Annotated in this window: 15 protein-coding genes; 5 read left to right on the top strand and 10 right to left on the bottom strand. The window is 67.0% G+C overall.

The window, feature by feature from the left end; all coding sequences use genetic code 11:
- The 4 genes from GH737_RS08185 to GH737_RS08170 form a co-directional block, all read right to left on the bottom strand.
- A partial coding sequence (locus tag GH737_RS08185; protein WP_155264347.1) for an ABC-type transport auxiliary lipoprotein family protein occupies positions 1-558 on the bottom strand: 558 nt, incomplete at its 3' end.
- Entirely contained in the window at positions 555-1,505 is a 951-nt protein-coding gene (locus tag GH737_RS08180) for an MlaD family protein (protein WP_155264346.1), read from the bottom strand. The genes GH737_RS08185 and GH737_RS08180, both read right to left, overlap by 4 nt.
- Entirely contained in the window at positions 1,505-2,335 is an 831-nt protein-coding gene (locus GH737_RS08175; RefSeq protein WP_155264345.1) for an ABC transporter ATP-binding protein, read from the bottom strand. Before GH737_RS08175 ends, GH737_RS08180 begins: the two co-directional genes overlap by 1 nt.
- Positions 2,332-3,435 carry an ABC transporter permease gene (locus GH737_RS08170; RefSeq protein WP_155264344.1) on the bottom strand — a complete coding sequence of 368 codons (1,104 nt, stop codon included), beginning with the start codon at positions 3,433-3,435 and terminating at the stop codon, positions 2,332-2,334. Before GH737_RS08170 ends, GH737_RS08175 begins: the two co-directional genes overlap by 4 nt.
- Positions 3,436-3,530: 95 nt before the next feature.
- On the opposite strand from GH737_RS08170, the gene GH737_RS08165 reads away from it, so the two are divergent.
- The 3 genes from GH737_RS08165 to GH737_RS08155 are packed head-to-tail and all read left to right on the top strand — an operon-like array spanning position 3,531 to position 6,081.
- Complete coding sequence (locus GH737_RS08165; protein ID WP_155264343.1) at positions 3,531-4,649, top strand: CDP-alcohol phosphatidyltransferase family protein; 1,119 nt, start codon at positions 3,531-3,533, stop codon at positions 4,647-4,649.
- The gene (locus tag GH737_RS08160) at positions 4,646-5,410 is read left to right on the top strand and encodes a nucleotidyltransferase family protein (RefSeq protein ID WP_155264342.1); all 765 of its coding nucleotides are present in this window, start codon (positions 4,646-4,648) and stop codon (positions 5,408-5,410) included. Before GH737_RS08165 ends, GH737_RS08160 begins: the two co-directional genes overlap by 4 nt.
- A complete protein-coding gene (locus tag GH737_RS08155; RefSeq protein ID WP_155264341.1) occupies positions 5,407-6,081 on the top strand; it encodes an HAD family hydrolase in 675 nt (224 codons plus the stop codon). The genes GH737_RS08160 and GH737_RS08155 overlap by 4 nt, the downstream gene beginning before the upstream one ends.
- Before the next feature lie 9 nt (positions 6,082-6,090).
- Here the strand turns inward: GH737_RS08155 and GH737_RS08150 are convergent, their stop codons facing one another.
- From GH737_RS08150 to lgt, 6 genes are all read right to left on the bottom strand, one after another.
- Positions 6,091-6,903, bottom strand: a complete 813-nt coding sequence (locus GH737_RS08150; protein ID WP_155264340.1) for a L,D-transpeptidase family protein — start codon at positions 6,901-6,903, stop codon at positions 6,091-6,093.
- 163 nt (positions 6,904-7,066) lie between these two features.
- Entirely contained in the window at positions 7,067-8,359 is a 1,293-nt protein-coding gene (locus GH737_RS08145) for a cystathionine gamma-synthase family protein (protein ID WP_155264350.1), read from the bottom strand.
- A 115-nt stretch (positions 8,360-8,474) separates the two neighbouring features.
- The gene (pgeF, locus tag GH737_RS08140) at positions 8,475-9,239 is read right to left on the bottom strand and encodes a peptidoglycan editing factor PgeF (protein ID WP_155264339.1); all 765 of its coding nucleotides are present in this window, start codon (positions 9,237-9,239) and stop codon (positions 8,475-8,477) included.
- Positions 9,236-9,736 (bottom strand): GNAT family N-acetyltransferase, encoded by a 501-nt coding sequence (locus tag GH737_RS08135; RefSeq protein WP_155264338.1) that lies wholly within the window; start codon positions 9,734-9,736, stop codon positions 9,236-9,238. Before GH737_RS08135 ends, pgeF begins: the two co-directional genes overlap by 4 nt.
- Positions 9,733-10,710 (bottom strand): class I SAM-dependent methyltransferase, encoded by a 978-nt coding sequence (locus GH737_RS08130; protein WP_338061775.1) that lies wholly within the window; start codon positions 10,708-10,710, stop codon positions 9,733-9,735. Before GH737_RS08130 ends, GH737_RS08135 begins: the two co-directional genes overlap by 4 nt.
- The gene (gene lgt / locus GH737_RS08125) at positions 10,707-11,600 is read right to left on the bottom strand and encodes a prolipoprotein diacylglyceryl transferase (protein WP_155264337.1); all 894 of its coding nucleotides are present in this window, start codon (positions 11,598-11,600) and stop codon (positions 10,707-10,709) included. Before lgt ends, GH737_RS08130 begins: the two co-directional genes overlap by 4 nt.
- Before the next feature lie 57 nt (positions 11,601-11,657).
- Between lgt and GH737_RS08120 the strand changes: the two genes are divergently transcribed.
- Positions 11,658-13,319, top strand: a complete 1,662-nt coding sequence (locus tag GH737_RS08120; protein ID WP_155264336.1) for a class I adenylate-forming enzyme family protein — start codon at positions 11,658-11,660, stop codon at positions 13,317-13,319.
- The coding region (locus tag GH737_RS08115; RefSeq protein ID WP_230558702.1) for a molybdopterin cofactor-binding domain-containing protein at positions 13,316-13,719 on the top strand (404 nt) is incomplete at its 3' end. The genes GH737_RS08120 and GH737_RS08115, both read left to right, overlap by 4 nt.

Here is a 13,719-nt window from a genome sequence, read left to right as displayed (position 1 = left end):
GGCGTGGTTCAGCGCCGGCCCGACACTGGCGGCGGTGCCGTCCGACGGCGCGTTCGCCACGAAGCGGCGGGTCTGGACCTCCGCCCCGCCGGCGCTCGCCAGCGAGCCGTTATAGGCAACCACGACCTGGCCGGTCTGCGCGTCGTAGCCGAAGCGGTCGAGCTCGCCGTGCAGCGTCACACCGGGATCGAGCCCGCTCTGATTGGGATCGAGAACGACCCGATCGGTCGCCCGCCGGATGGTCTCCTCGACGAGGTGCTGGAACAGCCTGTCGGGCGTGTCGACCCACTGCAGGTCGGTCACATACTGGACGTCGGTCGGCGAGAGGTGAACCGGCACGCGCACCGTGTTCAGCTCGTTCGAGATCAGCGGCGTCAGGACCGTCACCGCCTGACCGGCAGCTGCGCTGCGCGCCACGTTGCCCGGATCGGGGGCTTCGGACGTGAGGGTCTGGAGAGTCGGCGGGACCTTGGAGCCTCCGCCCAGCAGGCTGCTGACCGAACAGCCGCTGAGCGCGACGGCGGCAAGAAGGGGAGCGAGACGAGGCAGCAGGTTCATTGGCGTTTCCCAGGCTTGTAGTCGGGCAGCTTCTGCGGCCCCAGCGCGCCGCCGATGCCCTGCCGGTTGATGCGGTCCGAAACCTGCTCGAGCGACTGCGACAAGTCGCGAAGGTCGCGTACCAGCCTGTTCGCTTCGGGCAGGGTCGATTTGCTGAAATTCTGGACGCCCGGGCGGGCGTCGCTGATCATCGCGTTGAGGTTGTCGGCCGCCTGCCGGGCGGAGACGATCGCCTTGTTGAGATTCTCGACGGCCGGCCTGCCTTGGTCGGTCACCAGCCGGTTGGTGTTGGCCGACAGCGCCGCGATGTTGTTGGCGGCAATTCCGGCATTGCGCGCGGCGATCCGCACGTCGGCAATGGCGTCCGCCATCTCGGGCGCGCGCTCACGCAGCACCGCGGTAGTCGCGTCGATATTCTCGAGGATGTCGGCGATCGCGTTCTGGTTCTTGTCGCTGAGCAGCTCGGTCAGGCGCTCGGTCAGGCGCTGGATGCGCGCGAGCAGCTCGGGTGCGCTGTTGAGCAGGGCGCTGAGCCCGCTCGCGCTCGCCGGCACCACGGGGCAGCCTTGCGGTCCGACCTGGGTAATCGGCGGGTGGCCGCGTTCGGCCCCGTTGAGCTGAATTTCGTTCGCGCCGGCGAGGCTGATGCTGTGGATTTCGGCGGTCGTCCCCTGGAGCACCGGCGTCTGCTGGTCGACTTCGATCCGCACCCACACGAACTCGGGACGGTTGGGCAGAAGCGAGATCTTGCTGACCTGACCGACCGGCACGCCGGAGAAGCTGACGTTCGACCCCTTGGCGATCCCGCCGACCGCCGGGAAGTAGATGTCGTAGCACTTGGTCGACTTGCCCGACAGACCCGCGAGCCAAACGATGAACAGCAGCGTGCCGACGAGCAGCGCCACGGTCACGGCGCCGACCATCACATAGTTCGATCTGGTTTCCATCAGGCGGTGACCTCGTGCTCGTAGCTATCCGCAGCGGCACGCCCCCGCGGCCCGTTGAAATATTCTTGTATCCAAGGATGGTCCAGAGCCAATAGTTCCGGGATCGTTCCGACCGCAACGACCTTCTTGTCGGCAAGCACCGCGATGCGGTCGCAGATCGAGTGAAGCGTATCGAGGTCGTGGGTGATCAAGAATACGGTGAGGTCGAGCCGCTTCTGGAGCGAGCGGATCAGCTCGTCGAACGCCGCCGCTGCAATCGGATCAAGACCCGCCGTGGGCTCGTCGAGGAACAGCAGCTCGGGGTCGAGGGCGAGCGCTCGGGCGAGGCCGGCGCGCTTGACCATCCCGCCCGAAAGCTCGGACGGGAATTTGGGCCCCGCGTTGGCCGGCAGGCCGCCCATCGCGATCTTGTACGAGGCGATCTCGTCGAGAAGCGGGGGCTTGAGGTACGGAAAATATTCGCGGATCGGCACCTCAACATTTTCGGCGACGGTCAGGGTCGAAAACAAGGCGCCGTTCTGGAACAGGATTCCCCAACGGCGGCGGATGTTCTTGGCCTCGTCCTCGTCGCGGCCGATCATGTTCTCGCCGAGCACCTCGATATTGCCTTCATCGGGAGTCTGCAGGCCGATGATCGAGCGCAGCAGAACCGACTTGCCGGTGCCCGAGCCGCCGACCACGCCGAGGATTTCCCCGCGGCAAACGGTGAGGTCCAGGTCCTGGTGGATGACCTGCTCGCCGAAGCTGTTACGCAGCCCGCGCACCTCGATGATCGGCTGACATCCGTCGGGGACCGTCGTCGGATCGAGCTTCTTCGGGACGTCGGTCATATCCACCCGATGTTCGAGAAGAAAACCGCGAAAACCGAGTCGAGGACGATGACCATGAAGATCGACTGGACAACGGCGGTGGTCGTGCGGGTCCCGACCTCTTCGCTGTTGCCCTCGACCAGCATTCCCTGGAAGCAGCCGGCGAGCGCGATGATGAAGCCGAACACCGGCGCCTTGATCAGCCCGACCCACAAATCGGTGATCGGTGTGACTTCCTGAAGCCGCTGGATATAGGTGATTGGCGGGATCTCGAGCGAGAACCAGACGAAAACGCCGCCGCCGATTAGCGCCATCAGCATCGCCCAGAAGGAAAGCAGCGGCATCATCACCACCGCCGAGATGATCCGCGGCACGACCAACGCTTCGATCGGCGAAACGCCGATGGTGCGCATCGCGTCGATTTCCTCAGTGATCTTCATCGTGCCGAGCTGCGCAGCGAAGGCCGAGCCCGAGCGGCCCGCGACCATGATCGCGGTCATCAACGTCCCGAGCTCACGCACGGTGATGCGGCCGATCAGGTTGATCGTGTAGATCTGGGCGCCGAACTGGGCGAGCTGGACCGACCCCTGCTGGGCGATGACGATACCGATGAGGAAGCTCATCAGCCCGATGATCCCGAGAGCGCGCACGCCGACCACGTCGAAGCGCTGGATCACGGCGTTAACGCGGAACCGCTTCGGTCGCCGGATGACGTTGGCGAACCCGATCAGGGTCGCACCGAAGAATCCGAGCAGGCCCACCAGCGTGGCGCCGGTTTCGGCGACCCACTCGCCGATCTCCTTGAGGACGCGGATTGCGCTCCCAGGCTCCTCGGGAGTCACCCGGGCGGGCTTGTCGAACTCGCCGACCTGCTCAAGCAGGCTGACTTCGTCGCGGCTGGCGCCGATCACCTTGGCTCCGCGGTCGCGCACGGTGCGGTAGATGATCCACGCGCCGACCGTGTCCATGCGATTGATGTCGGACAGGTCGATCGTGACCGGGTCGGGAAGAGCGTCGATCTCGCGCTGCGTGGTCGCCGCGCGCGTGATCGTCAGCGCACCGGCGACCCGGTACACCGAGCCGTTCGGGTCTTCCCCCTCCTGCCCATCGAGATCGGCCATCCCGCGCAAGTGATGCGCGATTAACGCTGGCACGGCAAGTCGCCGGATAACCGCGCCCCTTTCCTGCGGCCGAACGGCACTTTATGCCCGCGCGGATGGCGAGCGACCCGGCCCTTTTGTTCGTGCCCGTCGGCACCAACGACGCGCGGCCGTTCGGGATGAGCGCGCGCGAGCGGGCGTGCCGGCTGGCCACGAACGCGGGCTTCGATTGTGCGGAGCAGCCGGAGCCCGGCCGCGCGATGCTGCTCGCGAGCATGCGCTACGCCTGGGACCCGGCCTGGCTGAAGGCGATGCGCACCCGACCCGGCACGGCGCTGACCCTCGGCGACGAGCCGGTGATGATTCACGTGCCGGTCAACGGGAACCTCGCGGCGGCGGCGGCCGGGCTCGAAGATCGCCAGCTTGTCGAGGGGTACGAAGCGCTGCCGGCGGAGACGGCCGAGCTCAGCTATGCCGAGCTCAGGAAGCGCGAGCGACCGTTCGTGATCTGGCTGGACGCAGAAGACCCGGAACCGGTCGAGCGCGCCGCCTACGACGCCGCCTACAAGGGCGTGACCGACGCGCTGACGCTCTACCTTTGGCGCAAGCCGGCTTTCTACCTCACCCGCTGGGCGGCGCAGGCGGGGATCGCGCCGAATGCGGTGACCTTCGTCGGCGCGGCGCTGTGCGTGCTCGCCTTCATCCTCTTCTGGCGCGGCGAATTTTGGCTCGGCGTACTGTCGGGCTTCATCTTCATGGTGCTCGACACGGTCGATGGCAAACTCGCGCGGGTGACCGGCGCCTCGTCGAAATGGGGCGAGGTGTTCGACCACGGCATCGACCTCGTCCATCCGCCCTTCTGGTACTGGGCTTGGGAGCATGGGCTGGCGGCCTACGGGCGCCCGCTCGAGCCGGTAGTTGCGACGATGGTGCTTTGGACGATCGTCGGCGGCTATGTCGCGCAGCGGATCATTGAGGGCATCTTCATCAAGCGGCTGAAGATGGAGATCCACGTGTGGCGGCCGGTCGACAGCCAATTCCGGCTGATCACCGCGCGGCGCAACCCGAACATGGTGATCCTCGTCGGTTCGCTGTTGTTCGCGCGGGCCGACATCGGGCTCGAACTGGTCGCCTGGTGGACTCTGGCGAGCCTGATCTTCCACGCGGTCCGGCTGGCGCAGGCGCGCGAGCTCACGGCGCGCGGCAAGAAGCTGGTCTCCTGGCTCGAAGCATGAGCTGGACTGCGGTCGTGCTGGCCGGTTCGAGGCCCGGGCGCGACACCTTCGCGGAGCAATTCGGGACCGCCCTCAAGCCGCTGATCCCGGTCGGCGGCGAGCCGATGGTTCGGCGGCCGGTGCGCGCGCTGCTGCAGAGCGGCGGCGTCGGGAAGATCCTGGTGGTGAGCCAGTCGCCGGATCGGATTGCGGCAGTCCTGCCCGAAGATGCCCGCATCGAATTTCGCAAGTCCGCGGGAAGCATCGCGGAGACGATCGAACGGATCGTGCTCGATCGAAGCACCGCTTTCCCGCTAATCGTCACGACCGCCGACCACGCACTGCTCGATGCGCAGATGATCGCGGAGTTCACGGCCGCGGCGCAAGGCGCCGACCTCGCGATCGGAGTCGTCGAGCGGAGACCGCTGCTCGCGCGCCTTCCGCAGACCCAGCGGACCTGGCTCGCCTTTCGCGGCGGCGCATATTCCGGCGCCAACCTGTTCGCGCTCGGATCGATCAAGACGCTCGCGGCGATCGAGCAATGGCGGGCGGTGGAGCAGGACCGCAAGAAGGGCTGGCGCGTCCTCTCCGCGCTCGGCCCCGCGCTGTTGCTGGGTGCCCTGCTGCGCGTCCGCACGCTCGATCAGAGCGTCGCGGCGACGGGACGCAAGCTCGGACTAACCGCTCGCGCGATCGTGCTGAGCGACCCGCTGGCGGCGGTGGACGTCGACAAGCCCGACGACCATGCGCTGGTCGAAGCGATCCTCGCGGGCCGCGCATGAGCGACCTCGCGATCTACGACATGGACCGCACCGTGACCAAGCATGCGACCTACACGCCGTTCCTGCTGCATTGCGCGCTGCGCCGAGCGCCGTGGCGGCTGCTGTTGCTGCCGGTCGTGCTGCTGTCGATGTTCGCCTATGCGGCTCGGCTGATCGACCGCGCGCGGCTCAAGGAGATCAACCATCGGCTGCTGCTCGGCGCGCGTGTCCATTCGCGCGAGCTCGAGCCGCTCGTCGACAGCTTCGCCGACACGCAGGTCGCGTCGAATATCCGGCCGGGCGCTCGGCGGGCGATCGCGCGCGACAAGGCGGAGGGGCGCCGCGTCGTCCTGGCGACTGCATCTTACCGGCTCTACGCCGACGCGATCGCGCGGCGCCTCGGCTTCGACGACGTGATCGGCACTGGATCCGTCACCGGCCTCGACGATCGCGTCCATGCAAAGATTGCCGGAGATAATTGTTATGGGCCGGCAAAGATGCAGATGATCGCCGACTGGGTGGAGCGATCAGGCCTAAAGGGCGTCCACGGCCACGTCCGCTTCTATTCCGATCACGTGTCCGACCGTCCCGCGTTCGAATGGGCCGACGAGCCGGTCGCGGTAAACCCCCACGGCAAGCTGCGCCGCCTCGCCGAGCAGCGCGGCTGGTCGGTGGCGGATTGGGGAGCGTAGAGCGACGCCCTACTGCAGCCCTGCCAACTGCTTCTGCGCGCCGGAATCGAGGTAGGCGATGGTGATTGGCACCGCGCCGGGGATGGGAACGTGCTGCTCGGGGGCAGTAACGTCGACAGACGGCTCCTTCCCGAGGAGCCAGCGGGCCAGTCTCTCCGCGTCTTCGAGGCGGACGCAGCCGTTGCTGAGGCTGCGCTCGTCCTTGGCGAACAGCTCTTTATGCGGCGTGTCGTGGAGATAGATGCCGTTGGCGTTCGCAAGGTCGAACTTCATCTGGCCCATGGAATTCGACGGGCCGGGCCGCTGACGAAGCTTGATCTGCGTTTTCCCCGCCGCGACGGCTTTCCAGTCGACGCTGTCGGGCGAAAGCACCTTCGGCTGAGCGAAGCTGCTGACGACCTCATAGCCCCGGTAGTTCAGGTAATCGTCGCCGTATTTGAGCACCAGCGGCGCGATGATCTTCTGCGCGAGATCGGGCGGGACGTTCCAGTAGGGGTTCAGGGTCGCATAATAGATCACGCTGCGGATTGCCGGCGTTGCCGAGGTCGGCTTGCCGACGATCACCTTCATCGTGTCGCGCACGTGGCCGTCTTCGATCATGAACAGCCGCGCGGACGCGGCGTCGACGAGGATGTAGCGACCATGCGCGGGGATGCCTCCGTCACCGAGCGAATCGACGTAGCGCTGCGCCGGCGCCATCGCGCCTTCGGTCGGTCCGACCGACGGGTAGAGTTGCGCCAGTTGATAGCCGCCGGCCGCGACCGCGAGAACGACCGCGCCGGCAATTAGAAACCTGCGCTTGTGCGATGTGTTTGCGTTCATCGGTGCTGCCCCCGAGCGCGGATTTATACGATGAAATGCCGCTTAAGGCGAGTGCGCGGTGCAGCATTGGCGAAAATGTTCCCCGGCGAAGGCGAGGGGCCAGCCTCAAGCAAATAACGGCGCGGAAGCGCCGCCGCCTAGCCCCGGCCTCCGCCAGGGTAAGCTAAATCGAGTCCAGCGCGTGGGCGAAGTCGGCGATGAGGTCGTCGGGATCCTCGACGCCGATCGAGATGCGCACGAGGTTCGGGGTGATCCCGAGCTGCGCCTTGCGTTCCTCGGGCACGGACAGATGCGTCATCGCCGCCGGCGCGCTGGCCAGCGTCTCGGTGCCGCCGAGGCTGACCGCGAGGTGCGCGATCTGCAGCGCGTCGAGGAAGGCGAACGCCTCTTTCTCCCCGCCCTTCAGGTAGAGCGAGAAGGTCGAGCCGGCGCCGGTGCAATGGCGGCGGTAGATGTCCTCCTGGCGCGAGCCCTCTTCGAGGAAGGCGAGATAGCCGACCTTCTCCACCTTGGGATGATCGCGCAGGAATGCGCACACCTTCGCCGCGTTCTCTCCGGCCTTGTCCATCCGAAGCTCGAGCGTCTCGAGGCTGCGCAGAAGCATCCACGCGGTGTTGGGATCGCAGATCCCGCCCAGCGTGTTGCGCATCAGCCGCGCCTTGTCGATCACCGAGCGGTTACCGACCAGGGCGCCGGCGACGAGATCGCTGTGGCCGCCGGCATATTTGGTGAGGCTGTAGACGCTGACGTCGGCGCCCTGCGCGAGCGGCTTGGCCCACAGCGGCCCGAGGAAGGTATTGTCGATCGCGATTGGCGGAAGCTCGGCATCGCCGGCGAAAGCGGCGGCGCGCGCGGCGTGGACCGCTTCGACATCGACCAGCACGTTGGTCGGATTGCCCGGGCTTTCGAGATAGATCATCGCTACGCGGCCCTTGGCTTTCGCCTGCGCCATCACCGCATCCAGCTCCTCGCGCGTCGCGCCGGCGGGGAAATCGACGAAGCCGACGCCGAACTGCGGCAGGATCTTGTCGATGACGCTCTCGCTCGCAGCGTAGAGCGGGCCGGAGTGGATCACCACGTCGCCGGGACGGACGTGCGACAGCAGCAGGATGGCGATCGCGGTCATCCCGCTGGAAAAGGTCAGTGCCGACTCCGCGTCCTCCCAGATGCGCAGGCGGTCCTCGAGGATTTCCTGGTTGGGGCCATTGAAGCGAGAATAAACCAGCCCCTCGGCAGTGCCGCCGCCGGGCCGCTTGCCGGTGATCCCTTCGAAGAAGCGCTTGCCGTCGGCGGCCTTTTCGAAAACGAAGGTCGAGGTGAGGAAGATCGGCGCCTTGAGCGAGCCTTCGGACAGCGCCGGATCGTAGCCGTAGCCCATCATGAGGGTCGCCGGGCTCAGCTTGTGATTGCCGATCGTGGTCGGGGTCTGCTTGGGAAGGCGCCGGCTCGACGGCATGGGGTCATATTCCTCGGACAATTCGGGTCTCCTGATATGCGCGCGCCTTAGCGCCTGACGCGCGGGTGCGCCAATCAACTCGAGAGCCGCATTCGATAAGCTGCGCTTGTGGCCGTTAGCGAAGCGCGATGGCGCTGAGCTGGCGCCCGTAATCCGCTTCGCCGCGGTTGGTCGCGCGGCGGTAGCTGTAGAAGCGTTCTGGATCGGCAAAGGTGTCGAGGTTCAGCGCCTCGACCTCGCCGACCCCGGCGGCGATCAGCTGGCGAACGACATAGGCCTCGAGGTCGAAATGCGGTTTGCCGGCGGGGCCCGCGGCGAAGAAGCGCGCATTATCCGGATCGATAGTCACGAAGCGCGCGCGGAAATCGTCGTCGACTTCGTAGGAGGCCTGGCCGATGCAGGGGCCGACGGCGGCGTGGATATTGCCGCGCCGAGCGCCGAGACGCTCCATTGCGGCTATGGTCGAATCGGTGACTCCGGCGAGCGCTCCGCGCCAGCCGGCGTGGGAAGCGCCAACTACCCCCGCCTTGTGATCGGCGAACAGCACCGGCGCACAATCCGCCGTGAGAATTCCGAGTAGCAGGTTCGGCCGGTCGGTGACCATCGCGTCGGCGCGCGGGCGCCCGTCCATCGGCCATGGCGCCTCGGCATGAACGACCTCGGCCGAATGGACCTGATGAACGGTCGCGAGCTTCGCGTCCGGCAGCAGCGCAGCAATGCCGAGGCGACGGTTCTCGTCGATGGCAGCGCGATCGTCCTTGCTGCCGTAGCCGACGTTGAGGCCGGCGAGCGCTCCCACCGACACGCCGCCGCGCCGGCCGAGAAAGCCGTGCGGGCAGTCGCCGAGCGAGACCGCGCGGATGACTTCGACCTCGCTCACAGCGCCTTGCGCATGATGATGTCCTCGTCGGCCTGGCTGCCGACCATGAAGTCGTAGCGGCCGACGGCCTCGAATCCATAGCGTTCGTAAAAGCGCCGGGCGCGGTGATTATCCACGTAGACCGTGAGGTACAGTTCCTCGAACCCTTGTCGCCGCGCCTCGCGGATGGCCCAGTCGCTCAGCGCGGCCGCGATGCCGCTGCCGTGATGCTCCTCGAGGACGTAGATCTGGCGAAGCTCCGCCGCGCGCTTGTCGGTTTCGACTGGAAGCGCGGACGGACCGAGCTTCACGAAGCCGACGATCTCCCCGTCCACTTCCGCGACGCGGAAGCGGTAACGCGGGTCGGCGAACTCGTCGCTCCATGCCTGCGGCGTGAAGTTGTCCAGGAAGGCTGCAAGGTCCTCCTCGCGGTAGAGGTGCGCGAAGGTGTCGCAGAAGGTCTGGCGGAAGATGCAGTCGACCGCCGGCAGGTCCGCCTCCGTCGCGTCGCGGGTCATTCGAGCCCCGCCGGCGCCGGCCAGTCCGGCGAGTGGATCGCCATGACCTTGAACAAAGTCCCCATTTCGTCGGAGCTGGTGAGGCGGTGCAGCGCACCGTCGATTTCGCCCGCGCGGTCGGGGTTGGCGCGCGACAGCGCCTGCGCACGGGCGTGGATGCCGAGGCGGACCAGCCATTCGCCCTGAGCGAGGACGCGCGTCACTACCGCGCCGGCTTCGCTCGCGGCGCGTGTGAGCGCCTCGAAATCGACGTGGGCGGTCAGGTCCTGCTCGCCAGGCTTGTCGAGGACGGGTGCGAAGCGGTGGGCGTGGAGCGCCTGCAGCGTGTCGCCGGCCGCGCTCTTCGCATGGCCGTAGTCGATGATGAGCGCGGTGCCGCCCTTCGTGGAGAGGCAAAGTGCGATCGACGCGATCGCCTCGTCGCGCGCGGGCGAGCTCTCGATGATTTCGCCGTCGCGGTCGAACGCGAGACCGCCCGCCGCGACCATCACTCGGCGCTCGATGCCGCCGGAATGCTGGCGGATGGGCAGCGCGTCGAGGAATTCGTTGGCGACCAGAAGCAACGGCTGCGCCGGAAGGTCGTCGACCCGCTCATGCCAGTGCGCCGTGGGCACAGCCTGCTTCTGCATGTCGCGCAGCACGGGGCTTGTCTCCACGAAATGCACCTCGCCCGCGAACCCTGCCGAGCGGAGCACCCGAAGCGCATCGGCGGCGAGCGTGCCCCTCCCCGGCCCGAGCTCCGCATAGACTGCGTCGGCGGGCGCTCCCGCCCGCTTCCAGCTATCGGCGAGACAGGCGCCGGCCATCTCGCCGAACATCTGGCTGATTTCCGGCGCGGTGGTGAAGTCGCCGCGCGCGCCGAGCGGGTCGCGGGTTACGTAATAAAAGTCGTTGCACGCCTGCATGAACGACTCGACGGTGATCGGCCCCTCCGCCTGGATGCGCTCGCGGAGCGCGCGCTCGAGCGGCGTCACGAGACGCTGGCGGGGCCCAGTGTCGGCTCGACCCGAACGCGCCGGCGTTTCGCGGTCCACATCAGCCACAGCCCGCCGAGGATCATCGGCAGCGACAGCCACTGGCCCATGTGGAGGCCGGTCGCCTGCGAGAATTGGACGAGCTGATTGTCGGGCTCGCGGATGAACTCGATGCAGAAGCGGAAGATTCCGTAGAAGAACAGGAAGGCGCCCACCAGCTTTCCCGGCTCGTAGCGGGCCCGGGTCTTCCAAAACATCCAGCCGAGGATCGCGAACAGGAGGATGCCTTCGAGCACCGCCTCATACAGCTGGCTCGGGTGCCGCGGTGGGCCGAGAACCGGGCCGTATGCGGTCATTTCGACGAAGCGGATTGCCCAGGGGACGTGCGTCTCCGCTCCCCACAGCTCCTGGTTCACGAAATTGGCGAGGCGCCCGAAGAACAGGCCAAAAGGGACGCAGCAGGCGACATAGTCGTGAATGCGCAGCCAGGAGAGCTTCTCCTTGTGCGCGAAGTAGAAGATTCCGAGCGAGGTGCCGATGACTCCGCCGTGGAAGGACATTCCGCCGTCCCACAGCTTAAGCATTTCGATCGGATGGCTGAGATATTCGCCGAGATTGTAGAACAGCACGTAGCCGATGCGCCCGCCGATGATGATCCCGAGCGCGGCGTAGAAGACGAGGTCGTCGGCGTGGCGGCGGGCGAGCGGCGCGCCGGGCTGCTTCAACAGCTTCAGCAGGTACCAGTAGCCGATGAAGATACCGGCCAGATAAGCGAGGCTGTACCAACGAAGGTCGAACGGCCCGAGGTGGAGCGCGATCGGCGACAGCCCAAGGTCGGGGAAAGCGGTGAATTGCGAGTTGTCGGCCGCGGCTTGCAAGGACTTCCCCATCGATGTTCAGCGCCTCATAAGGTTGGTCGGACGAAAGGCAAAGGAAGTCACACGAGTATGCCCAGCGCGTTGGACCGCCGCTTCGACGAGGAACTCGCACGAGTTATCGGACCCGGGGGGCGGCTCGTCATCGGCCGGGACGATCTCGGCCGCGCCATCGTCGAGAACTTGCCCGCGACGCTTCCGCAATTCTTCCGTACCTTCTGCGCGCTCAACGCCGACAATGAAGCGCTGGTTGCGGGCGCGGAGCGGTTCACCTTCGCCGACCTCGACGCGTTGTCGGAGCGGGTCGCGCGCGGTTTCGCGGCGCGGGGCATAACAAAGGGCGACCGCGTCGGAATCGCGATGCGCAACTGCCCCTCGTCCGTGCTCGCCTACATGGGCCTGCTCAAGGCCGGCGCGGTCGCGACCTTGCTCAACGGCTGGTGGGAGCCGGCCGAGATGGAGCATGCGATCCGGCTGACCGAGCCGAAGCTGATTATCGCCGACGCGCCGCGCGCCAAGCGGATCGCGGAACGCTGCAGCGACTGCGACGTCCTCGGCGTCGCGATCGACCAGCCGGTCGGGCAGGCGCTGGCGGAACTCCTCGCCGCCGACGAGGCGATCGAGCTACCGGACGTTGGGCCTAAGGACGAGGCGACGATCCTTTTCACCTCCGGCTCGACCGGATTGTGCAAGGGCGCGCTTTCGACCCACCGCGCGGTCGTGACCGGCACCTACATTTATGCGACCGGGCTGATCGTGCTCCTCGGCCTGCTGACCCAGGAAGGCCGCGCGCCGGCGACCCCGCCGCGCACCTTGCTCAGCGTGCCACTGTTCCACGTCACCGGCGAGGTGCCGGTGATGCTCAACAGCTTCGTCGTCGGCCGCTGCATGGTGATCATGCCCAAGTGGGATGCGGCCGAGGCGCTGCGGCTGATCGAGAAGGAGAAGATCACCTATTTCGTCGGGGTGCCGACCATGAGCCTCGAGCTCATGACTCACCCCGACCGGCACAAGTACGATCTGTCATCTCTCAAGGACATCACGGCCGGCGGGGCGCCGCGGCCGGTCAGCCATGTCGAGCGGCTGAGGGACGCATTCCCGCACGCGCAGCCGGCCCTGGGGTACGGCCTGACCGAGACCAATGCCGTCGGCGCCCTCAACTTCTGGAGCAATTATGCGCAGAAGCCGGGATCGACCGGCCGCGCCGCGCCGTTCGTCGAATTGGCGATCCTCGGCGATGGCGACCGCCGACTGCCGGCCGGAGAGATCGGTGAGATCGCGATCCGCTCCGCGGCCGACATCAAGGGCTACTGGCGCAACCCGGAAGCCACCGCGGCGCTTTTCACGCCCGACCGTTTCGTCCGAACCGGCGACGTCGGCTACCTTGACGAGGACGGCTATCTGTTCATCGTCGACCGAAAGAAGGAGATCATTATCCGCGGCGGCGAAAATATCTCAGCCGCCGAAGTCGAGGCGGAGTTCTACGCTTGCCCCGCCGTCGCCGAAGTGTCGGTGTTCGGCGCGCCCGACGAGCGGCTCGGCGAGGTGCCCGTCGCGGTCGTCCTGGCGAATGACGGCAGGAAGCTCGGCGAAGAGGATCTCCGCGCGTTCCTCGACGGCCGCCTCGCCAAATTCAAGATCCCCGCGCGGATCATCTTCGCCGACGCGCCGCTGCCCAAGCTCGGCACGGGCAAGATCGATCGCCGCGCGCTCAAGGCCCAATTCGCCCATTGAACCTCGACCGGCGGACATTGCTGATCGGGGGCGGCGCCGGCGTCGGTTTGGTCGTCGCCGTGGCGCTGTGGCCCCGGCACCTCCACAGCGAGCTTGCCAGGCGCAAAGGCGAGGAGGCGTTCGGGAACTTCATCAAGATCGCGCGCGACGGGCGAGTCACGGTCGCCGTTCCGCAGGTCGAGACCGGACAGGGCATCTGGACCGGGCTTGCACAGATCGTCGCCGACGAGCTCGGCGCCGCCTGGGAAGCGATCGCCGTCGAGCCGGCGCCGCTGACGGCCTCCTACGGCAACGCGCTGGCGGGGCAGGAAGGCTGGCTGGACGGCGTCGGGATGATGCGGCGTCGGCGGATCGGGAACGACGGCCGCATGCGCGTTACCGCGGGCTCGACGTCGGTGCG

The sequence above is a fragment of the Sphingomonas segetis genome (assembly GCF_009720245.1).
Lineage (GTDB): Bacteria > Pseudomonadota > Alphaproteobacteria > Sphingomonadales > Sphingomonadaceae > Sphingomicrobium > Sphingomicrobium segetis.
Note: the sequence above shows the minus strand (reverse complement) of the source record. Positions and strands in the feature narration are given on the sequence as shown.